The following is a 23398-nucleotide window of genomic DNA, read 5'->3' as shown; positions in this document are numbered from 1 at the left end:
CGAAGCCCCCGGTCTCGCCTCCTCCATCAATGTCGGTGCTTTTAATCTCGGCAACGCCGTCGGAGCGGCCGTCGGCGCCGCGGTTATCAGCTTGAACCTCGGCTATGCCGCCATCCCCGTAGCCGGAGCATTGCTCGCCGCCATGGGATTTGGACTTGTGATCCTCACGGCCAATAGCTCCAAAGCACAAGTGATTTAATCCGATAGTTGTACCGGCATGACTATGTCTTGATAGTCCTGCCGATATAGCATCGAGATAAATAAACATAAGAAAACAAGCTATTAAATTTAAAAACACCCACCATCCAAAATATAAAATAAATAAATACAAAAATTTATATAGGTAATAAAAAATATACCATCTTATAATTTATATAAATCATAAAAAGATCATTGGTATCATGATTGTTTATTTCTCAACATGATCCCGCCTTCGTGAGGAAGGCTCATAAGGAATAACAACATGAAGAAAATCGCACATATCGCTCTTGCTTTGGCCTTGACGACCTCTTCAGCTGTAGGCGCTGCTGCGCTCTTTCCGACCAACGCAATTGCCATGGAGAAGCCGTGGATGATCTTTACCTATCTTCGTGGCGGATCGCCGGTGGGTAATACGCAAGTATTTTGCAACAGCCCTGACATCAACTCAGGCGATACCTCAAACTACGACAATATAGTCTACACTACATATTTCATGTGCCCGTAACGCATTTTTATTAATAAAAATCAGCCCCCTCGTCTTCATGTCGAGGGGGCTTTCTTTAGGGAATAACTACGGGGGAGACCGGCAGAAAAAGGATTACAGCCTAGTGTTCTTACCCTGCCCTCACTCGCCATAAAATTTTCAAAATGCCGCGACCTCCGTCTCAGACGAGAACCTCAAGCGCGAGATTAGTCAGGTAGTTAGGCTAGTGATCGCCTTAGTAGGGATTCATCGCCCGGACATCGCCCGATGCGCTGACCACGCAGCGTGATCGGTAAGACCCTGTGGCCATAGTCAGTTCGTACTCGCCACGGCCCAGGTCACGCACGCCAATCGGTACGCTGGAGCCATACGGACGGTTCTGGAATTCGTCGGCACTACGGGCACAGGCCTGTTGTGCAGCCGTCGGTGCGCCCTGAACCCAGCGTCTGTTCGAGTGACGGCGGTTACGGGCTTCGTCCTCGCCGGCCAGATAGCCCTCATGATAACCTTCGGTCTCGTGCCGATCATCATAGTTGGAGCCATAGAGCGCCGCCTGATAGCCACGCTGATACTCGCGATCATGATCACCGTCGGCGTCATGGTGACGATTATTATGGGCAGCGATCGCAGCCGCCAATCCCACAATCGCCACACCTGCAGCCAAGACGGCAGCATTGTTGGAGCCGGAATGCCCCCCGCTTCCACACTCGCTGTCTCCCGCACGGTTGATCGAGGCATAACGACCGTCGCGTGTCATGATCGCTACGCAGTCATTGCCCTTGCGCCAATAGGTCATACGGCCATCGCCCACCACTTCGGAGCGGTCAGTAGATTGATAGCCCCGACGCTGCAACTCACCCTCGGCCTGTCCGGCGCGCGCATTGACCAAATCGCTCAGCGCGTCCGGCGTTTGGGCTACGGACGAGACAGCGGAGGCTAAAAACACACCGCTTGTTACAAGGGCAATCGCAGTTCTTTGAACGGATAACATTGTCAAAATCCCTAGCGAGGTGATGCATGTCGACGCTTGCGGTCGCACATTTAAAGAACGCGAATCTTTAAAATGAACAATCGACCCTATTGTCGTTTGCTCAATCAGATTGTGGGCATCAGGCAAAGCATCCCGTCAACCCAAGACGACGATAGCGCTTATGCTGAGGCTTATGGCAGCCCCCAAAGCAAAGCCGCCCAAAGCGGTCAAGGTCGCGACAAAAGGGTGGCCTGCACATTCACGCCGGAACCAGGCTATCTCGACAGCGATGTACCACACCGTCGTCAGTAAAATGATGAGCGAACCCGATCCAACACCCCAAGCATTGGGGTAGCGTATGCATGTGCTCCCGATACTGATGAGTATGGCATACGCCCCAGAAAGATAGCACTGAGCGAAAAAGGGCGTGCGCAGGCTTTCCCGATCCAGTCGCTTTCCGGTCAGCCTCAAAGCCAAAGCGGCGTAGATCACAGCGTAAAGACTGAACAGCAATGCGCGAAAAGCCAGCAAGCCTTGCTCGTTTTCAGTCACGAGACGACCGATTTCAGACGTCCCGTGTTCGACCTTGAAACCGAGCGCCAGCTCCAGACTGTGAGCGAGGAGTATGCTCAGGACGAGGAACAACGGCGGGCTGAGGGTTTCCAGATACTGTTTCTCGGGCTTGTCGCGCTGCTCCTGATCCGAATAGTACATAGTCTCCAGCGGACAGGTCAGCGTCATCCACAATGTCCGTGGATAGAAGAGCAGCCACGAAATCACTTCGTAAAGAAGCTCTTCCACCGAACGTAGAATGGTTAGGACATTCATTCGCTTTCCCCCTCGAAATGGCAGGATAACAGACTTCCCTGCCCTTAAGTCAGCAGCAAAGAGCTGGCTCTGCGCGCGACACCTCCTGCCCCGCAGTAAGCGATGGCCTCGCCCGACATGATCTATTCGCGCATTATCAATAATCTACGGCGTTTATGAGTGACACAGCATGCCTGATGCGGCATCGGGCGCTTTAATGTTAAAGCGTTTTTGGGTTTATCAATAATGTTCGCACGCAAGACCAAGGCAACTATCTGCGCAGGCACCGCCCTGTCGGCCCTGCTTCTGCCTTCGGCAGTGCTTGCTGCCACACTTGATGAACAGGTCGTGCGTACTCAGGTTGACGACATTGTTGTCACCGGTTCGCGTCTGGCCGGTGCCGCGCGCATGACCACGGTCGAGAACCTCAACCAGACACAGCTTCAGGCCGCGGGCGTTTCCGATCTGTCGCAGATCACCCGTCTGGTCAGTGCCAATTCGGGCTCTGAAAATCTGATCGACCAGTTGAACAATCCGCAAAGCTCGGGCACGGCCCAGTTCAACCTGCGCAATCTGGGTCTCGGCTCGACGCTCGTACTGGTCGATGGCCAACGCTGGACCAACAGCGCCGTGGTGGCCACTGATGGCTCGGCCTTTGTTGACATCAATTCGCTGATCCCGACCATCGCGCTGGAACGCGTCGAGGTCGTCAAGGACGGCGCTTCGGCCATCTATGGCTCGGATGCTGTGGCCGGTGTCGTTAACTTCATTACCCGCCGCGATGTCAGCTCCCCCGAAATGCGCGCCAAATACGCCTTTACCGACGGATCGGACGAGAGCGTGATCGAAGCCATTGGCGGTCTGGACCTGCTGGACGGACGCCTGAAACTGGCCGCCTCGCATTTCCACCGTTCAGCACTGGGATCGGATGAGCGTGATTTCACGCAGGCCGAACGCTATGGCCGCGCCGCATGGACCGCCGTGACCAGCTATGGCCAGCCTGGTTCCTATTTCCGCCCGTCCACCAATGCCTATGTGGCCGATGCCGATTGTGACAATCCGGTCTTTGTCGGCTCGTATCGCAACGGCCCGTCGGACAGCTTCTGCCGACTGGATTATTCGGATTTCTTTGATCTGACGCCCGAGGAAACCCGCACCCAGTTGTTTGCCGATTATCGCAAGACCATCGGCGACACCGATGTGTGGGCGCAAACGTCGTGGGCATCCACCTATACCCGCGCCCGCCAGTCGCCTTCCCTGCCGATCCTGTCGCGCACCCTGACCATCGGCAAAGACCATCCCGACAACCCTTATGGCGAGGATGTGCTGTTCCGTGGTCGCCTGAAAGGCGGTGCATCGGGCGCATCGGCGGCCGAGTTCGACTATGAGACATGGCGCATTGCCGGTGGCGCGGACGGAAAGCTAAATGCCAACTGGAACTGGTTACTCTCGGCGACCGCCAGCCAGCAGGACGTTGATTACAGCAAGCCGGATGTGGTCGGCAGCGCCCTGCAAAACGCGCTCAACGGCTTTGGTGGTGCGGGCTGCGATATCGCCACCGGCACCGCAGGCGTTGGACCGTGCAGCTATTATAACCCGTTCGGCAGCGCCCTGACCGGCACAGGCACCGCCAATAGCGACGCCCTGATCGACAGCCTGACCGGCTGGACACGCCTTCGCGGTCGCGCAGAACTGTTTACGCTGGACGCCCAGATCGACGGTCGCGTCGCGGAATGGGATGGCAGAAGCCTCGATATGGCGACGGGCCTGCAATACCGCCGCACTGGTTTCCGCCACGACTGGAGCGATCAGGTTAACTCCGGTGACCTGCTAACCGCCGGATATGCGCCGGACTTTGACGGCACGCAGGACACCTATGCCGCCTTTGCCGAGGCACGCCTGCTACTGGGGCAGAATATCGAGGCACAACTGGCTACCCGCTACGAAACCTATGATGGGTCGTCGGGCAAGCTCAGCCCGAAACTGGCGATCCGCTGGGATGCCACCGAAACTCTCGCCCTGCGTGGTTCATGGGGTCGCGGCTATCGCGCGCCGTCGGTCTATACCACCCGTGGCGCGCAGGCCGCCCAGCCTTCGGTGCTAGACCGTGACAGCTATGTGTTTGTGAATACGCTGACCTCGGGTAATCCGGACCTTGAGCCGGAAACCTCGGAGCACGTGACCCTCGGCGCGATCTGGAAACCGTTGCGCGGTCTGGAACTGACCGTCGATGCATGGCGCTTTGACTACAGTAATCTGGTGATCAAAGAGGCCCCGCAACCGATCATCGATCAGGCCGCTGCCGACGATGCCGCAGGTCTGTCCGGCACAGAGGCGCAAAAGCGCATCACCCGCTCCAGCAGCGGAAGCATCAGCATGGTGCAGCTGTATTTCATCAATGCCTCGTCGATTGAAACCTCGGGTCTTGATCTGTCGGCGCGCTACAGCCGCCCGTTGCTTGACGGCACCGTGTCAGCCAGCGCCACATGGACACTGGTGGATCAGTACGACATTCGCGTTGACGGTCGCGGCCCGTCGGTGTCGGGCGTGGGTTCTACCAACCTGAACACGCTGGGCCGATCCCTACCGGAAAACAGAGGCGAGTTCGGAGTGTCATGGCAGAACCACCGCCACAGCCTGACCGGCCTCGTCCACTATACCAGCGGCTATAATAACGACCGCGCCGGCATCACCGACACCACCATTGCCAGCCAGACCACTGCCGACATCTATTATGGCTATAATGTCAGCGACACGCTGGAACTGGGCGTCGGGGTGGTGAATATCGCCGACAAGGCCCCGCCTCTGGCGCAGTTCTTCCTCGCCTATGACCCCGTTGCCGCCGACCCGCGCGGACGTGTGGTCAGCATCAATCTGAGCAAACGCTTCTAAAACAAAAAGCGGCCCCGCATTACAAACGCAGGGCCGCTTTGAAGTCACCAGGTTAGAGGGTTTCTAGCCCTGCCCGGCCAAGGTCGGAGCTGGCAGAATGATGCCCTCGCACGGTCCAAAACCGATAGAGACATAGCCGTCGGCCTTGGCGCTGGCCGACAGGCTGATCTGGTCACCGTCTTCGGCAAAGGTGCGTGTGCCACCCGGAATTTCTACCGGATTTGCACCGCCGCTGGTGATTTCCAGCAAGCTGCCAAAGCCCGAGCGTTCCGGTGCGGAGATGGTGCCCGAACCCAGCAGATCGCCTGCATTCAGGTTACAACCGTTCGAGGCATGGTGGGTCACGATCTGGGCGACCGTCCAATACATATTGGACGTCGGCCCTTCACTCAGTTGCGCAGCGGGTGCGCCCGATTTGCGCATTTCCTCGCTGGAAATGCTGACCTTCAGGTCGATCGACAGAGCACCACCTGCCTGATCTGCATCGCTCCAGATATAGGGCAGCGGCTGGGGGTCCCCCTCCGGACGCGGCTTCTGGCCCGTAAAGAACGGTGCCATGGCCTCGGTCGTAATGACCCATGCCGAGACGGTCGACATGAAGTTCTTGGCGAGGAATGGACCAAGCGGCTGGTATTCCCACGCCTGGAAGTCACGCGCCGACCAGTCGTTCAGCAGGCAGAAACCAGCCACATGGTTCATCGCATCGTCGATGGCAATCGGCTGACCCAGTTCATTGCCCTGACCGATCCAGACGCCGATTTCCAGTTCATAGTCCAGACGCTTGGACGGGCCGAAAGACGGCACGTCAGCGGTCGGAGCCTTGGTTTGGCCATTGGGGCGTACCACCGGCGTACCCGACACACGGATCGAGGACGCACGACCGTGATAGCCAATCGGCACATGCTTATAGTTCGGCAGCAGCGGGTTATCCGGACGGAAAAGCGCACCCACATTCATGGCGTGGTGAATGCCGACATAGAAATCCGTGTAATCACCGATACGCGCCGGAAGGTGCATGGTCACATCAGAGACGGCAACCAGCAGCGGCTGGACCTTGTCCTTATTGACCTCATCCGACAGCAGAGCCGACAGAGCGTGACGCAGGGCCAGACGCTTGGCCGAAGACAGGTCCATATAGGCGTTCAGCCTATCCGCACCCAGAACATCAGCATCATGGCCAGACAGAAGGCCCGCCGCAAAGGCCGCCTGCACGTCCAGAACATAGTCACCAATAGCCACGCCAATACGCGGCGCATCGCCCTTTACCGAAAACACACCGAACGGCAGGTTCTGGATCGGGAAATCCTTGTGGCCATTGGCACTGTCCACCCAGCTTTTCAAAGCAGCAGAGTGGGTATGGTCGATTACTGGACGGCTCACGCGTGGGGGTTTCCTTTTTCGAAATTCGACCAGACATCATCATAGTCGAGTTGCATGCTTGGGCTGTTCATGGCGAAGTCGGTCGTTCGGATCACGGCGCGGCTCTCGAACATGAAGGCCATGGTGTTTTCTTGCTTGTGCGGTTTCAGTTCCGCATTGACCGCAGAGTTGTAGCTGGCCTGATCGGGGCCATGGCCGCTCATCTGGTTGTGCAGCGAGGCACCGCCGGGGCTAAAGCCATCGGCCTTGGCGTCATAGGCACCGGTAATCAGGCCCATGAATTCGCTCATCACGTTGCGGTGGAACCACGGCGGACGGAAGGTATTCTCGGCCACCATCCAGCGCGGCGGGAAGATCACGAAGTCACAGTTGGCCGTGCCCACGGTGTCGGTCGGGCTGGTCAGGACCGTGAAGATCGACGGATCGGGGTGATCGAAGCTGACGGTGTTGATGGTGTTGAAGTGGCGCAGATCATAGCGATAGGGCGCGAGATTGCCGTGCCATGCCACCACGTCGAACGGCGAGTGGTCCAGCATCGTGGTCCATAGACCGCCCTGATATTTTTGGACCAGTTCAACCGGTGCATCGATATCTTCATAGGCCGCTACCGGCGTCTCGAAATCGCGCGAATTGGCCAGACCGTTGGAACCGATCGGACCAAGATCCGGCAGGCGGAACAGCGCACCATAGTTCTCGCAGATATAGCCCCGTGCCGATGCACCCTTCAGTTCAACACGCAGGCGAACACCGCGCGGAATGACAGCAATCTGCTGCGGCTCGAGGTCGATAATGCCGAACTCGGTCACTAGCGTCAGTTCGCCCTGCTCCGGCACGATCAGCATCTCGCCGTCGGCATTGAAGAAGACGCGCTCCATCGAACGGTTACAGGCATAGACGTGAATGCCGATACCAGCCCCTGCCCCTACATCGCCATTACCACCATAGGTGATCATGCCGTCGATAAAGTCAGTCGGCTCGGTCGGGATCGGCTGGGAGTTCCAACGCATACGGTTGGGCGACGGCGGCGCCGTGAAAGGCGCAGTCTCTAGATGGGTCTTCTTGCCATAGGGCTTGAAGGCACCATGATTGGCCGAGGGACGTAAGCGGTACAGCCAGCTACGGAAGTTTTCCTTGCGCGGTGCCGTAAAAGCTGTGCCCGACAACTGTTCAGCATACAGGCCAAACGGCGTCTTCTGCGGCGAGTTCTGGCCCTGAGGCAGGGCACCGGCGACGGCTTCGCTGGCAAAATGGTTGGCAAAGCCGACCATATAGCTGCGGCTGTTAGGGGTTCCCATGTGTGTCCCTCCATTTAGTTTCATTTGAAACCAGTTTGACGGGGCGTCGATACGGTGTCAACTGTGCGCCAATGCAAAACACCGCGCCTTTTCGCCTCGACGACTTCCTGCCCTATCTGCTTTCGGTTGCGACCAATGTGGTCAGTGACGCGGTTGCAGCGACCTACAGCACGACCCACAAGCTCAAGACACCAGAGTGGCGTGTAGTGGCCGTTCTGGCCGAAGATGGCGCACTGACACCGCTGGCTATTGGACAACGCACCCGCATGGACAAGGTTACGGTCAGCCGTGCGGCCATGTCCCTGATCGAGCGCGGCCTGTTACGGCGCACGCCCAATGCGGCAGACCAGCGATCGCACCTGCTCAGCCTCTCCGTGTCGGGTCAGGCGCTTTATAAAGAGGTCGCGCCCGAAGCTTTGGCTGTCGAGGCGCGTATCTTTGACGGTTTCAGCCTCGAGGAACGGCAAACCCTGTGCGCTCTGTTGATGCGCGCACAGCAGGCCGCCGCCCCCAAGGACTAACTGTCTATTTCAGCAGATCAGACAGGACGCGCGCGCATTCCAGAACGCATTCGCGCGACTTGTCGATATCTAGATTGTTGAGGGCGACAACCCCGACACTGGCCTCGATGCCGCTGAAATTTCCGCCCGGCAAAATAAGCGGGCTGGCCACGCCGACGGCACCCGGCTGGATTTGGCCGCGCGAGACACTGACCCCCTCCAGACGCGCCTGACGCACTTCCTCGCTGTCTGCCTCCGAGGGCGGGCGGCTGGAGAGTATCGCAATGCCGGCGGCCCCCACAGACAAAGGATGGCGGCTGCCGATCCGATAGGTAACGTGAAGAATGCTGCTGTCCGCATCCACCACATCGATCGGCACGCAGTCATTCCCCTCGGCAATAGAAATGAAGGCCGAGGCCTGCACCTTTTGCGACAGGTCCTGAAGCAGAGGTCGGGCAATCGAGCGCAGATGCGGCGCAAAACGCGACGACAAGGGCAAAAGCCCCGGCCCCAGAATGACCCTTCCCCCCGGTCCCTTCATCACAAGTCGGTGAAGTTCGAGCGTCTTGACGAGGCGATAGGTGATGGCGCGATGAAGCCCCATTCGCACCGCCAGTTCAGCCACGGTCAGCCCGTCCGGAGACAAGGAAATCGTGCTCAGGGCCTGCAATCCGCGGTCCAGAGTCTGGACGATATTGGGGTCCTTGCCCCCTTCGTCACCCGTGTGTTCCGAGCCTGCCTTGGCAGCCGCCATATCGCGAATCCCTGATCAAAAATTGCGTCTGCAACCCTAGCACCAAGCAGGTGTCTTCGGCCTGTGTCCATACAAGCCGCTTGACATGGATCAAAAATAAGTTCGATTTTAGATCAATAACGCTCGATAAACGAGCACCTGTAATGCGTGAGGGAGAGGCATGGACGGACAAAACATCAACAGCAGCGCTATGGCTGTTGGAGGCGGTTGCCCATTCACTGGCTCGAATGCGAAGGCCGAAGCCACCAAAGCCAAATGCCCGTTCGACAACACACCGGCCGATTTCGACATGTTCGAAGGCCCGTACCAGATCGATCCGGCCGAGGCGCTGCGCTGGTCGCGTGATCGCGAACCGGTCTTCTACAGCCCCAAGCTGGGCTACTGGATTGTCAGCCGCTACGAGGATGTGAAGGCGGTTTTCCGTAATAACGACGTCTTCTCCCCGTCCATCGCTCTCGAAAAGATGACGCCCAACTCGCCCGAGGCGAACGCGGTCCTCGAGAAATACGATTACGGAATGAACCGCACCCTCGTGAACGAGGACGAACCGGCGCACATGGAGCGTCGCCGCGTTCTGCTGCACTCCTTCCTGCCCGAGGAACTGGCCCACCACGAAGAAATGGTGCGCAAGGTCACCCGCCAATATGTCGACCGCTTTGTCGATCGCGGCGAGGTTGATCTGGTCGAGGACATGTTGTGGGAAGTGCCGCTGATTATCGCGCTAAACTTCCTCGGCGTCCCCGAAGAGGACATGGACACCCTGCGCGAATATTCCATCGCGCATACGGTCAACACCTGGGGTCGCCCGACGCTGGAAGAACAGGTCGGCGTCGCTGAAGCCGTTGGCAAGTTCTGGCAATTCTCCGGCGAAGTGCTGGAGAAGATGCGCAAGAACCCCGATGGCCACGGCTGGATGGACTATTCCATCCGTAAGCAAAAAGAACTGCCGGAAGTCGTCACCGACTCCTATCTACACTCGATGATGATGGCCGGTATCGTGGCTGCCCACGAGACGACCGCCAATGCCTCGGCCAATGCCTTCAAGCTGCTGCTCGAAAACCGCGCCCTGTGGGAATCCATCTGCGCCAATCCGGCCCTGATCCCCAACGCTATCGAAGAATGCCTGCGTTTCTCAGGCTCGTTTGTGGCATGGCGCCGCAAAGCCACCAAGCCGACCGTTGTCGGTGGCGTGGACATTCCCGAAGGGGCCAAGCTGCTGATCGTCATGGCCTCGGCCAACCACGACGAGCGCCATTTCGAAAACCCCGACGAGATGGACATCTATCGTGACAACACGACCGATCACCTGACCTTCGGCTATGGCAGTCACCAGTGCCTGGGCAAGAACCTTGCCCGCCTCGAAATGCGTATCTTCTTCGAGGAACTGACCAAGCGCCTGCCGCATATGGAACTGGTGGCCGACCAAAAGTTTGAATACCTGCCCAACACCTCGGTGCGCGGTCCTGACAATCTATGGGTCCGCTGGGATCCGTCCAGGAACCCCGAGCGCACCAATCCGGACATTCTCGGCACCCGCCATTCGGTAAAAATCGGCCCTCCGTCGAAACAGGACCTGACGCGTGAAATGCGCGTCGAGGCACTGGAGCGGATCGGCGACAATATTCTGGGCGTGACCCTGAAGGATCCGAACGGCAACGCCCTGCCCCGCTGGAGCGCTGGGTCGCACATCGATTTCGAGGTCGGCGAGTTCAGCCGCAAATACTCGCTGTGTGGGGAAGCGGGCGACAACGGCACCCTCAAGGTTGCCATCCTGCGCGAAGATAATGGTCGCGGCGGCTCGCTACATATCCACCAAACCCTTTGCGAAGGCATGAGCGTGCGTATTCGCGGGCCGAAGAACCACTTCCGCCTGAATGAAACCCACGACGACTATGTGCTGATCGCAGGCGGTATTGGCATCACGCCCATCATCGCCATGGCTGATCGCCTCAAGGCCATCGGCAAGCCCTACACGGTCCATTACGCAGGCCGCGTGCGCGCCAATATGGCGCTGGTGGAGCGCCTGATGCGCGACCACGGCGCGGTCACAACCCTGTATGCCGGTGACGAAGGTCAGGTCCTGAGCCTCGATGCGACGGTCGCTGCGCTTAGCGAACAGACCCACATCTATTCTTGCGGACCGGAAGGCCTTCTAAACGCCCTGCAAGACCTGATGGAGCCGATGGCAGAGCGTCTGCACATCGAACATTTCTCGGCGGTGGCCACCGGCCTTGATCCCGAGAACGAAACCGCCTTCGAGGTCGAGCTTGCCGATAGCGAGCGCACCCTCACCGTGGCGGCCAACGAGACCCTGCTGGATGCCCTTGAGGCCGCCGGTATCGATATCCAGAGCGACTGCCGCGAAGGCTTGTGTGGCAGTTGCGAGGTCAGGGTTCTGGATGGCGAGGCAGATCACCGTGACAAAGCCATGTCTGCGGCCGAGCACGCCACCAGTGATCGACTAATGTCCTGCTGTTCACGCGCCAAGAAAGGCAGCCGTCTGGTTCTGGCACTTTAAAATAAACAACCAGGGCAAAAAGAGGCCTTAAGTCTCTAAAATCAATAATATAAATGCCCAAAGATTCTGTGCGGCGTAGAGCCGGACGGGGGAGAAAAAATGAACAAACGCGTAAATCTCATGGTGGCGAGTACCGTCGGCACCACGCTTGAATGGTACGACTTTTTCGCATTCGCCATGTGTGCGGTGCTGGTCTTCGACAAGCTGTTCTACAACACGGCTGACCCGTTCATGGCCACCCTTCTGGCTCTGGGTACCTTTGCCGCCGGTTTTCTGGCGCGTCCTCTGGGCGGCATTATCTTTGGTATTCTGGGCGACAAGATCGGCCGCAAGCATGTTCTGGTCGTCAGCCTGCTGATGATGGGCTTCGGCACCTTTGCCGTAGGCCTGCTGCCGACCTACGAGACGATCGGCATTCTGGCTCCGATCCTGCTTCTGGTCCTGCGTATCGTGCAGGGTATTGCTGTCGGTGGTGAAGCCACAGGCGCAATCCTGATCATTTCGGAATCAATGCCGTCGCACCAGCGCGCGTTCTGGACCAGCTTCACCATGTTTGCCGGTCCGCTCGCCAACGTGCTGGCCGCCATGGTGATCCTCGTTGTCCAGCGCATCTATGGCGATGAAGGTTTCCTGGAATGGGCATGGCGTATTCCGTTCTTCCTGTCGGCCCTGCTAGTCTTCCTTGGCTTCTGGACCCGTCGCAAGGTCGAGGAATCGCCCGAGTTCATCGCTATCAAATCCAAGCGCGAGCATGTCGAGCACGCACCGCTGAAGGAATCCTTCGTCACCCACTGGCGCCGGATGCTGACCGCCTTCTTCCTGAAGGCTTCGGAAAACACCTTCCTCTATATCTTCAGCACCTTCCTGGTTCTGATGGCCACCACCTATCTCGGCTTTGCCCGTGGTCCGGTGATGACAGCAATCCTCTGGGCCTCGCTGATCGAGGTTGCCGTGGTGCTGGCCGCCGCTGCCACCGCTGACAAGTTTGGCCGTCGTCCGGTCCTGCTCACCGGTCTGGTTCTGTCGGCGATCAGCAGCTTTGCCCTGTTCACCCTCAAACCGGGCGAGACCTCTCCCGCCGAGCTTCAGCTGTTCGTGATCCTGTGCCTAGCTTCGCACGGCGTCATTCTGGGTGCCATGGCCGCCTTCATGGCCGAGCTGTTCCCGACCCGCATCCGCTTCACCGCCCTGTCGACCAGCTATCAGCTGGCCTCGGTGGCCGGTGGTTCGATCGCCCCGATCCTTGGTGCCATCCTACTGAAAGTCACCGGTAGCGGTCTGGCTGTGGCCATCTATGCCACTGTCATGTCGATCCCGGCACTGGTCGCCGTCCTGCGCACACCGGAAACGCGCGACAACCCTGCGGTTGAACCTGACGCCCCTGCCATCAAGGCAAACTGACGAAACGGCTCTCCCCGAAGGCGTGACTGCGTCTTCGGGGAGAACGGCCTTCGTCCCACAAAAAAAAGCATACCCGAGGAAACCCCGTAATGACGTCCACCTTCTCGTGGCGCGGCTCGAGCTGCGCCCTTGCCCTGCTGGCTGCCTGCGCCATTGCCCCCATGGCCAATGCCCAAACGGCGGCCCCTGTTTTTGCCCCCATGTCCTATGATGACGACTTCTCGCATCTGGCCGATCCGGCGCTGCGGGACTCCATGTGGGCCAAGCTGAAATACATCCCCCTTGGCGATCAGGCCTATCTGACGCTTGGCGGCGAGGCCCGTATCCGCACCGAAACGCGCGAGCATCTGAACTTTGGTCGCGGTACCGAGGATGACGGATTTGACCTGCAACACCGCCTGCGCCTGTGGGGTGATCTGAACATCACGCCGAACCTGCGTGTTTTCGGCGAGCTTCAGGCCACCGGCACCAATGGCGATCATGTTCCGACCCGTAATCCGGTCGATCACAACAACATCGAAGGCCACCAACTGTTTGTCGAGGCCAGCACCACCTTTGGCGACAACGGCACCGTGTTCGTACGCGGTGGCCGTCAGGAAATCCTGATCGGCAAGGGTCGTCTGTTCGATCCGCGCAACGGACCCAATACTCGCCGCGCCTATGATGCGCTGCGCGTTCAGGCCACCAATGGCGACTGGCGTTATGGCGCAATGGCCGGCAAGACTGTCAGCGACATCCCGGGCGAGTGGAACAACGAAACCAATGACGGTTTCAAATTCTACTCTGCCCATGCCGCCCGCCGTATCGACGGCTTTGCAGGGCAAGGCGAAGTCGAGTTCCTTTATCTGCGCACAGAGCAGGACACCGCCCGCGTGCCTGACTTCGCAGGCGATCGTGACACCTTCTCGGTTCGCGTTGGTGCCCGCAAAGACGCGCTGACCTATGATGTCGAAGCCATGCTGCAAGGCGGCGAAACCTTCAATGGCAAGGATGTCGAGGCATGGTTCCTCGGTGCCGAAGCCACCTATCAGCTTAAAGGCGCATGGAACCCGCGTCTGGGCACCCGTTTCGAGTTCGGCTCGGGTGACAAAGACCCCAACGACAACACCTCCCAGACCTTCGATCCCCTGTGGGGTCGTGGCCAGAGCTTCACGCCCGAGTTCGGCTATTCGAACATGATGCAGGCTGGCGTGAATCTGAATGTGAACCCGATGCCGAAACTCTCGGCCAATGTCGGCGTCACCGTCTTGCAGCGTCTGTCCAAGGACGATGGCGTTTACAGCCTCGCCCCCGCCCTGATGCGCGGGGCCTATGAAGGCCAGTCGCGCGATGTGGGCCTACGCACCACCACGCGTTTTGATTACACCTTCAATCCCCACGTGTCGGCAGGCTTCCTGATCAACCACGTCAAGGCCGGTGACTTCCTCAAGGAAACCGGCAGCAACGAAGACCTGTTCTACACCTCGGTCTTCATCACCACCCGCTTCTAAGTTCCAAGCAGGATCGTCGGGCTCCAGCCCGACGATCCTGCACCTCACCGCACAGAAACTCTCGATCCGGACAGAAAAACTACATTTAAATCCCGTCGTTACCTATGCCTTAAACGTGCCGCTTTTCCTCCCTCCCTGCGGTGCCTTTTCATGATCCGAACGACCAGTGCGGCCTTGGCCATTCTTGTATCCGCAAGCGCCCCGACGCTTGTTTTTGCCGCATCAGATACACCCGCTCCGGTCAATGGCGCAGTCATAGATGACCAGCAGCAGCCGACCTCTGTCGCCGATGTCGTTGTCACCGGCTCCAATATCCGCAGCGCCAATACCGAGGGTTTCAACCCCGTACAGACCATTAGCCGCGAAGAAATCAGAACTTCCGGCAAGTCCACAACCTCGGATCTGTTGCGCTCGATCTCTGCTAATACCGGTAATGGCTCCAACGAGACACAGAACAGCGGCTGGTCATCGGGCGCGGCGGGTATCGGCCTGCGCGGCCTGTCACAAAAGAACACCCTTGTCCTGCTGAACGGGCGTCGGGTGGCCAATTACGGGTTTCCGGGTGGCGGGCTTTCGGACACCTTCGTCAACCTGAACGCGCTGCCCATGGTGGCCGTACAACGTTTAGAGGTTCTCAAGGATGGAGCCTCGGCCGTTTACGGTTCCGACGCCGTTGCAGGCGTGACCAACATCATCACCCGCCAGAACTTCCAGGGCCTCGAATTCGGAGCTAGCTATGGCGTCGCCGATCAGGGCGGCCTTGAAACCACGACCGCCAAACTGGTGGGTGGCTATGGCAATCTCGACGATGACGGCTTCAATATTCTTGTATCGCTCGAAGCCTATACGCGCGAGCGACTGGATCAGGACGAGCGCGACCTGACCAAGTCGGGCATCTATTCCGACCTTCCCGGCGGACGCTGGAATGGTTGGTCCGCCAAGGGCGCACGCTTCCTCGTCAATGGCCAGTCGGTGCCGTTCCTGAACGCTGCGGGCCAATGCCCCGAAGGCATGGTCCTGACGGCCAGCGCCCCGATCGACGGCCTGCAAGGCAATACCTGCGCCATCAATCTGGCTCCGCACACCACCCTGATCCCATCGACTGACCGCTATCAGGCCTATGGACATGTCACGGCCCGCCTGACCCCGCAGGTCGAAGCCTTTGGCGAGGTGCTGTATTCCTATGTCGAGGGTGCATCCCTGTTCGGCTCCAGCCCCTTCTTCACTCTGGAAGGCGGCCGCTTTGCCCTGAATGCACAGACAGGTCTGGCCGAGCCGGTGTCCAACCTTCTGCCTGCTAACAACCCCTACAATCCCTATGGCGTGGCCACGCCGATCGAATACACATTCTTTGATCTGGGTCGCACACTGAAAACCAATGAATCCGAGTCCTATCGTGCCCTCGTCGGTCTGCGTGGCAGCCATGAGAAGTTCGACTGGGAAGCGGCCATCTATGCTTCGGGAAGTACCGAGCGTGAAAAGGTTTCGGGTGGCTTTGCCAACCGCTGGACACTGGCTCAGGCATTGGCCGACGGTAGCCTGAACCTGCATAATCCGGGTGCAACGCCACAGGCCGTTCTGGACGGCATCCGCCTGTCCACCGTGCGCCCTGCGGAATCTCGCCTGTACGGTGCGGACTTCAAAATTACCGGCGAACTATTCACCCTGCCTGCAGGCCCTGTCGGATATGCCGCCGGTATCGAATACCGCAATGAGAGCCTTGTCTCGCGCAACCCGTGGCAGATTGATGCCGGTCTGCAAGTCCGCCCCGCCATCGCCGCTGTTGATGGCGAGCGCGACGTGTTTGCCGCCTTTGCCGAGTTCAACATTCCGGTTCTCAGCAATCTGGAACTCCAGATCGCCGGTCGTGCCGACGAGTATAGCGATTTTGGTTCAGCCTTCTCGCCCAAGGCCGGACTGCGGTGGAAGCTGCACGAAAAGCTGGCGGTACGCGCTTCGGCCTCGCGCGGTTTCCGCGCGCCGTCACTGTCAGAAAACTCGGCCTCGACCATGATTTCCTATGGTTCGGTGATCGATCCCTATGATCCCGATCTGCCGAACTCGCGCCAAAGCCCGACCTTCTTTACCGTCGGCAATACCGACCTGCAGCCTGAAGAAACCAAATCCCTGAACTTCGGCGCTGTTTTCACCCCTACCCGCTCAACCGTCATCAGCGTGGACTGGTACCAGATCAAGCTCGACAACCTGATCGGTACCAACAACATCACCACGGTTGTTCAGGCCAACAACCCTGCCGATGTCATCCGCGACAGCCGTGGCAAGCTACAGGCCGTCTATAACCGCTACCAGAACCTGACCTCTCTCGAGACATCGGGTATCGATGTGGATATCAGCCACCGCTGGTCCACCGATAACTGGGGCGATTTTTCAGCCTCCAGCGCCTACACGCACGTTCTGGAATACAAACGCCCGAACACTGTCGGCGGCCCGATACTGGACTATGCCGGTACCAATCGCGGGGCCACGCTTCCGGCCGACAAGGCCACCACCCGTCTGGGCTGGTCGCGCAATGCCTTCAACACCAATCTGACCTGGTACTATACCAGCGGCTATGACCAAGCCACGGTGATCGCGGGCCAAACCAGCGTAGATGCCTATAACCAGTTCGACGCTTATCTGGGTTGGGCTGTCACCGATAAGATCAGCCTGTACGCCAAGATCGAAAACCTGTTCGACGAGGCCCCGCCGCACGACGCCTCCTTCCCCGGTGTGCGCGCGCCGTATGACTTTGGCCAATACGATTTGCGCGGCCGCTATTTCCGCATCGGTTTCGACGCTAGCTTCTAATCAACGTTTTATCGGGGGATATTATGAACGTGAAAACGACGACCCGTTTCGCCAGACGCGCCGCCGCAGCGGTACTGTTCGGAGCTGCCTTACTGGCAGCTCCGGCGACGGTTTCAGCCCAGAGCAGCTATTATTTTCCGCAAGCCACCGCCGCGGATTTTGATCCGGCCATCCCGACGCCCGAAGCCTTCCTCGGCTATCCGGTCGGGTCGCACTATACGCGCCACGACCAGATCGTGGCCTATCTGAAAGAGCTGGAACGCCTGTCGGATCGGGTAACGGTCGAGACAATCGGTTCCACCTACGAACACCGCCCGCTCTTGTCGGTGGTAATCACCTCGGCTTCCAACCAGTCGCGCATTGACGACATCCAGCGCGTCCATGCCAGCGTGGCCGATACGAACGGGCCAGCCATAACGGCGGATCAACCTGTCGTGGTCGGCCTGTTCTACAGCGTCCATGGCAACGAGACCTCCAGTGGAGAGGCCATGCTGATGACGGCGTATTATCTGGCCGCTAGCCGCTCGCCTGAAACGCTGGAATGGCTCGACAAGGCCGTCATCGTCATCGACCCTTCCCAGAACCCAGATGGTCGCGACCGCGCCGCCAACTGGCACAATGCGTGGAAAAGCAATCCTGCGTCCTCTGACCCGCAGGACAAGGAACATGTCGAGGCCTGGCCTGCCGGTCGCATCAACCACTACTTCACCGACCTGAACCGCGACTGGCTGGCCATCACCCAAACCGAGACCCGCGCCAAGCTGGAAGCCTTCCACCGTTGGAAGCCCAACTTCCAGATCGACTTCCACGAGATGGGGGCCGAAAGCACCTATTATTTCGAGCCATCGCCCGCCTCTATGGAGAGCCCGCTTCTGCCGCGCGCCGCCTATGAGTGGAACGTGACCCTGGCCAAGTATCACGCACAGGCGCTGGATAATCTGGGCTCGCTGTATTTCACCCGCGAGGTCTTCGACAACTTCTCGCCGGTCTATGGCTCGACCTATCCGGACTTCCACGGCGGCATCGGCGTGACGGTCGAACAGGCCTCCTCGCGTGGGCTGGTTCAGGAGACGTCAAACGGCCCCCTCACCTTCCCCTTTACCATCCGCAACCAGACCAATGTCGGCTTGGCGACCATTCGCGGCGCCGTGGCAGAGCGTGCCGGACTTCTCGCTTTCCAACGCGACTTCTTCCGTTCTGCCGTCGATCAGGGTCGTCGGCACACGTCACAGGCCTTCGTATTCGGTGACCCCGCCAATAGCGGCCTGACCCGCCAGACATTGGAGTTGCTGCAGGCTCACCGCATTCAGGTCTATCCGTTGAACGAGCGCATCACGCAGGATGGACGCACCTTCGAGCCGGGTTCGGCCTATGTGGTGCCCTCGGCCCAGCCTCAGTTCCGACTGATCCACTCCATCTTCGACCGGACACCGCCGACCAAAGGCAGCGTTTACGGCAGCACCTCCTATTCGATAGCGCTAGCTTATAATCTGAACAGCACCGGCCTGCGCCGCGTCCCTGCTATCGGCACAGCACTGACCGCTATTCCGGCGGCGCAAGGCGGGGTCAGCGGTCCTGACACGGCCTATGCCTATGCCGTGGACTGGCGCGACCAGAATGCGCCCCGACTTCTGGCGACCTTGCTGCAAAAGGATGTCCGCGTCCGCACGGCCTTCGAGCCCTTCACAAGCCGCACCGGCAATGGCGAAACCCGCTTCGAGCGTGGCTCTCTGGTCATCACAGCCAGTGGCCAGTCGCTCGATGCGGCCACCCTACGCCAGACCGTCGACGAAGCCGCCCGTGAAGCTGGCGTCACCGCCTATGGCCTTGGCAGTGGTCAGGTCATTTCCGGTGTCGATCTGGGCAGCAACAGTGTGAAGGTGGTGCGCGCGCCGCGCATTGCGCTGGTGGTCGGCGAAGGCGTCAATGCCACCGAAATCGGCTCGACATGGTTTGCCCTTAGCGAGCGCCTTCACTATCCGACCACCCGTCTGGATCCTTCGCAACTGGGCCGTATCGACTTGGACAATTATGACAGCATCGTCCTGTCGGGCGGGCGTTATGACGGCCTTGGCCAACCCGCTGTCGACGCCATCAAGGCATGGGTCCGTCGTGGAGGTTCACTGGTTGTGTTCGGCTCTGCCACCACATGGGCGGCAACCAATGGTCTGGCCCCTCAGGCCGAGCGCGAAGAAGCCAAGGACGACAAGGCCGATGACCGTCGCGACTATGCCGACCGCAGTACGGTTCAAGGGGAACAACGCACAGCGGGTAACGCCCTGTCTGCGGATGCCGACATCACCCACCCTCTGGCGTTCGGCCTATCGCGTCGCGACCTGTTCGTGAACAAGGAAACCGCCATCACCCTGACGCCTGTCGCCGATCCGTTTGCCAATGTGGTGCGTATCGACGCCGAGCCACAGGTGAACGGCTATCTGCCCGATGCGCTGCGTCGTCAGGCCGCCGGTTCGGTGTGGGCACAGGTCAATCCGATAGGTTCCGGCACCGTGGTGCTGTTCGCCGACGATCCCGCCCACCGCAAATACTGGCTTGGGACCGAGCGCCTGCTGATCAACAGCCTCTTCTTCGGCAACCACCTCGCGACAAACAACCGCCGCTGAGTCTGACCATGCGCTTGAGAGCCTCAATGGCCCTTGGGCGCATGGTTTTTCAAGCTTGCATACCTCGGTTCTTATTCATGTCGAAGAAATGAGACGCTGAGAAAACTATCGAAACTCGATAATACTGGATCGTCAGCGGATTTAGCCGATCAATACGTCAAGCGGGTCTGGTCAAGACACGGTGCCAGTCCCGCTCGGTCTATTACTCGACCGCCGAGGCCCGCACAGAGGCCATACTAGACATGCTGGGGCAAACCTATGCGGTCAGCTTGCCACTGCGCCCTGAGCTCGCCACTCCCATCCGAATCAGCTCATTTCGCGCGTATTAAATCCTAGACGGCAGACAACCGGATGGCATCGCCGTCCTAATCCGCGCACCGGTCTTCATCATAGGCGGCATGGAGCACACACACCCATTTGAAGACCGGCTGCGCTTGAAATCCTAGGTCGCGGGATAACCTGCGGCATCCAGCGCGCTGAGAATATCTTCGCGGCTGGCCGAGGTTTCGACCGTCACCAGCTTGGTCGCAGTGTCTGCTTCGACCTTGGCGTTTGCATCGATCGAGGCGATGGCTGCGGTAATGGCCTTTACGCATCCGCCACAGGACATACGTGCGATAGAAAACTGCATAATCAACTCCATTGCCTCCTGGCCACCACCGGATAGGGCTTCCCATGGTGGTAAGGTCAAGAGACATTATATGTCGTTTTCACCCTTGACCTTCCAACGATGGGAAGCCCCACCTTCCTTGCGAGATCGAACAGAAGCTGTGAGGAAGCGCTATGAAAACCCCGGCAAAAACCGGCCCCGCGTCATTCGAGACAATAACCCTGCCTATCGAGGGCATGACCTGCGCCTCGTGCGTTGGCCGCGTCGAGGCGCAACTGAACAAGGTCGCGGGTGTCGAGAAGGTCAGCGTCAATCTGGCCACCGAGCGCGCTGAAATCCGCGCCGATGACAGCGTGGACCGTGCCGCTCTGGTCAAGGCGGTTGAAACCGCTGGCTATAGCGTTCCCGCCTCTAACATCGAACTGGCCATTGAAGGCATGACCTGCGCTTCGTGTGTCGGCAATGTAGAACGGGCTCTGAAAGCTGTTTCCGGCGTGACCGCCGCCACCGTGAACCTTGCCACCGAACGTGCCACCATCAGCGGCGCGGTCGATGCCGACACCCTAATCAAGGTCGTCGCCAAAACCGGCTATACCGCCCGTCTGGTGGATAATGGCAGTGATCAGGCCGAGGCTCAGGCCGCCAAGAAAGATGCCGAACAGGCCACGCTGAAACGCGACACCTTGATTGCCGGTATCCTGACCCTGCCCGTCTTTGCTGTGGAGATGGGATCGCACATGATCCCTGCCGTGCATGATCTGGTGATGAACACCATCGGCATGCAGAACAGCTGGTATCTTCAATTTGCCCTGACTTCGCTGGTGCTGTTCATTCCGGGCCTGCGTTTCTATCAAAAGGGTATTCCGGCGCTGTTGCGTCTGGCCCCCGATATGAATTCGCTAGTGTCGGTCGGCACCATGGCGGCCTATCTGTATTCGCTGGTGGCGACCTTTGCGCCGCAACTGCTGCCCAGTGGCACGGTGAACGTCTATTACGAAGCCGCCGCCGTCATCGTCACCCTGATCCTTGCAGGACGCTATATGGAGGCGCGCGCCAAGGGCCGCACTTCCGAAGCCATCAAGCGTCTGGTCGGCCTTCAAGCCAAGACCGCCCGCGTGCGCCGCGATGGTCAGACACTGGAAGTCGCCATTGCCGAGGTCGTGCCCGGTGACATCGTCGAGGTACGCCCCGGCGAGCGCATGCCCGTGGATGGGCAGGTGGTCGAGGGCGACAGCTATGTCGATGAATCCATGATCACCGGCGAGCCTATCCCTGTCGCCAAAACCATCGGCAGCGAAGTCGTGGGCGGCACCGTCAACCAGAAGGGCGCACTGGCCTTTAGTGCGACCGCCGTCGGCGGCCAGACGGTTCTGGCCCAGATCATCCGCATGGTTGAACAGGCCCAAGGCTCCAAACTGCCCATTCAGGCCATGGTCGACCGCATCACCATGTGGTTCGTGCCTGCGGTTATTGGTGCCGCGCTGCTGACCTTCCTTGTCTGGCTGGTGTTCGGCCCGTCGCCTGCCCTGACCTTTGCCCTGATCAATGCCGTGGCAGTCCTGATCATCGCCTGTCCCTGTGCCATGGGTCTGGCCACGCCGACCTCGATCATGGTTGGTACTGGCCGTGGTGCCGAAATGGGCGTGCTGTTCCGCAAGGGCGAGGCGCTGCAGCTGCTGAAAGACGCCAAGGTCGTCGCCGTCGACAAGACCGGCACACTGACCGAAGGCAAGCCCGCCCTAACCGATCTGGAAGTCGCCGACGGGTTTGAGCGCGACACCGTTCTGGCCCGCGTGGCTGCCGTAGAGGCCAAGTCCGAACACCCGATCGCCCGCGCCATTGTCGATGCCGCCGAAGGCGAAGGACTGACCCTGCCCGCGATTGCCAAGTTTGAATCCGTTACCGGTTTTGGCGTCAAAGCCGAGATCGACGGCCAGCGCATCGAGGTCGGTGCCGACCGCTATATGGAACAACTGGGTCTGGACGTCAGCGCCTTTGCCAATACGGCCGAGCGTCTGGGCAGCGAGGGCAAGTCGCCGCTCTATGCCGCCATTGACGGTCGTCTGGCCGCCATTGTCGCCGTGGCCGATCCGATCAAGGAATCGACGCCGCGCGCCATTGCCGCCATGCACGAACTGGGTCTGAAGGTGGCAATGATCACCGGCGACAACCGCCACACCGCCGAGGCCATTGCCCGCCAGTTGGGCATCGACCTTGTGGTTGCCGAGGTCCTGCCCGAGGGTAAGGTCGAGAAGGTAAAAGCCCTCAAGGCCGAATACGGCAAGCTGGCCTTTGTCGGTGACGGCATCAACGATGCCCCTGCCCTTGCCGAAGCCGATGTCGGCATTGCCATCGGCACCGGCACCGATATCGCCATCGAGGCCGCCGATGTGGTTCTGATGTCCGGCAGTCTGACAGGCGTGCCCAATGCCATCGCCCTGTCGCAAGGCACCCTCCGCAACATCAAGCAGAACCTGTTCTGGGCCTTTGCCTATAATACGGCCCTGATCCCTGTGGCAGCGGGTGTGCTTTATCCGGCCTTCGGCATCCTGTTGTCGCCGGTGTTTGCTGCCGGTGCCATGGCGCTGTCGTCCGTGTTTGTGCTGGGCAATGCCCTGCGCCTCAAAGGCTGGCAGCCGCCCGCAAACGCCCGTTAAGAAGGAACGC

Annotated in this window: 15 protein-coding genes and 1 pseudogene; 10 read left to right on the top strand and 6 right to left on the bottom strand. The window is 59.3% G+C overall.

The features are described from left to right. Both RSB01_RS04125 and RSB01_RS04120 read left to right on the top strand, forming a co-directional pair. Nucleotides 1–199: pseudogene (locus tag RSB01_RS04125) on the top strand (MFS transporter); the annotation flags it as partial. Between the two features lie 264 nt (nucleotides 200–463). After that, the gene (locus tag RSB01_RS04120) at nucleotides 464–706 is read left to right on the top strand and encodes a hypothetical protein (RefSeq protein ID WP_332591322.1); all 243 of its coding nucleotides are present in this window, start codon (nucleotides 464–466) and stop codon (nucleotides 704–706) included. Nucleotides 707–920: 214 nt separating this feature from the next. Here RSB01_RS04120 and RSB01_RS04115 read toward each other — a convergent pair whose 3' ends face one another. Continuing rightward, a complete protein-coding gene (locus tag RSB01_RS04115) occupies nucleotides 921–1574 on the bottom strand; it encodes a hypothetical protein (RefSeq protein WP_332620095.1) in 654 nt (217 codons plus the stop codon). A 237-nt stretch (nucleotides 1575–1811) separates the two neighbouring features. After that, nucleotides 1812–2483, bottom strand: coding sequence for a hypothetical protein (locus RSB01_RS04110; protein ID WP_332591324.1), 672 nt, complete (start codon nucleotides 2481–2483; stop codon nucleotides 1812–1814). Between the two features lie 225 nt (nucleotides 2484–2708). Here RSB01_RS04110 and RSB01_RS04105 point away from each other — a divergent pair, with 225 nt between their 5' ends. Continuing rightward, nucleotides 2709–5354 carry a TonB-dependent receptor gene (locus RSB01_RS04105; RefSeq protein ID WP_332591325.1) on the top strand — a complete coding sequence of 882 codons (2646 nt, stop codon included), beginning with the start codon at nucleotides 2709–2711 and terminating at the stop codon, nucleotides 5352–5354. 63 nt (nucleotides 5355–5417) lie between these two features. On the opposite strand, the gene fahA is transcribed toward RSB01_RS04105, so the two are convergent. Together fahA and hmgA are read right to left on the bottom strand one after the other, a co-directional pair. Further along, nucleotides 5418–6734 carry a fumarylacetoacetase gene (gene fahA, locus RSB01_RS04100; RefSeq protein WP_332625093.1) on the bottom strand — a complete coding sequence of 439 codons (1317 nt, stop codon included), beginning with the start codon at nucleotides 6732–6734 and terminating at the stop codon, nucleotides 5418–5420. Then, entirely contained in the window at nucleotides 6731–8029 is a 1299-nt protein-coding gene (hmgA, locus tag RSB01_RS04095; RefSeq protein WP_332620286.1) for a homogentisate 1,2-dioxygenase, read from the bottom strand. Before hmgA ends, fahA begins: the two co-directional genes overlap by 4 nt. A gap of 71 nt (nucleotides 8030–8100) precedes the next feature. On the opposite strand from hmgA, the gene RSB01_RS04090 reads away from it, so the two are divergent. Further along, nucleotides 8101–8550, top strand: coding sequence for a MarR family transcriptional regulator (locus RSB01_RS04090; protein WP_332590730.1), 450 nt, complete (start codon nucleotides 8101–8103; stop codon nucleotides 8548–8550). 4 nt (nucleotides 8551–8554) lie between these two features. Here the strand turns inward: RSB01_RS04090 and RSB01_RS04085 are convergent, their stop codons facing one another. After that, the gene (locus RSB01_RS04085) at nucleotides 8555–9283 is read right to left on the bottom strand and encodes a helix-turn-helix domain-containing protein (protein ID WP_332590731.1); all 729 of its coding nucleotides are present in this window, start codon (nucleotides 9281–9283) and stop codon (nucleotides 8555–8557) included. 160 nt (nucleotides 9284–9443) lie between these two features. Between RSB01_RS04085 and RSB01_RS04080 the strand changes: the two genes are divergently transcribed. The 5 genes from RSB01_RS04080 (at nucleotide 9444) to RSB01_RS04060 (ending at nucleotide 20121) form a co-directional block, all read left to right on the top strand. Further along, a complete protein-coding gene (locus RSB01_RS04080; protein ID WP_332590732.1) occupies nucleotides 9444–11801 on the top strand; it encodes a cytochrome P450/oxidoreductase in 2358 nt (785 codons plus the stop codon). 99 nt (nucleotides 11802–11900) lie between these two features. Further along, nucleotides 11901–13202, top strand: coding sequence for an MFS transporter (locus RSB01_RS04075; protein WP_332590733.1), 1302 nt, complete (start codon nucleotides 11901–11903; stop codon nucleotides 13200–13202). A gap of 89 nt (nucleotides 13203–13291) precedes the next feature. After that, entirely contained in the window at nucleotides 13292–14692 is a 1401-nt protein-coding gene (locus tag RSB01_RS04070) for an alginate export family protein (RefSeq protein WP_332590734.1), read from the top strand. A gap of 150 nt (nucleotides 14693–14842) precedes the next feature. Continuing rightward, nucleotides 14843–17500, top strand: coding sequence for a TonB-dependent receptor (locus tag RSB01_RS04065; protein WP_332625092.1), 2658 nt, complete (start codon nucleotides 14843–14845; stop codon nucleotides 17498–17500). Between the two features lie 23 nt (nucleotides 17501–17523). After that, nucleotides 17524–20121: a M14 family metallopeptidase gene (locus RSB01_RS04060; protein ID WP_332625091.1), complete on the top strand. Its 2598-nt coding sequence runs from the start codon at nucleotides 17524–17526 to the stop codon at nucleotides 20119–20121. A gap of 442 nt (nucleotides 20122–20563) precedes the next feature. Here the strand turns inward: RSB01_RS04060 and RSB01_RS04055 are convergent, their stop codons facing one another. Then, nucleotides 20564–20752 carry a heavy-metal-associated domain-containing protein gene (locus tag RSB01_RS04055; protein WP_332590649.1) on the bottom strand — a complete coding sequence of 63 codons (189 nt, stop codon included), beginning with the start codon at nucleotides 20750–20752 and terminating at the stop codon, nucleotides 20564–20566. Between the two features lie 152 nt (nucleotides 20753–20904). Between RSB01_RS04055 and RSB01_RS04050 the strand changes: the two genes are divergently transcribed. Then, complete coding sequence (locus tag RSB01_RS04050; RefSeq protein ID WP_332590648.1) at nucleotides 20905–23388, top strand: heavy metal translocating P-type ATPase; 2484 nt, start codon at nucleotides 20905–20907, stop codon at nucleotides 23386–23388. The last annotated feature ends 10 nt before the right edge of the window (nucleotides 23389–23398 follow it).

It is taken from the genome of Brevundimonas sp., from assembly GCF_036659295.1.
GTDB lineage: Bacteria > Pseudomonadota > Alphaproteobacteria > Caulobacterales > Caulobacteraceae > Brevundimonas.
Note: the sequence above shows the minus strand (reverse complement) of the source record. Positions and strands in the feature narration are given on the sequence as shown.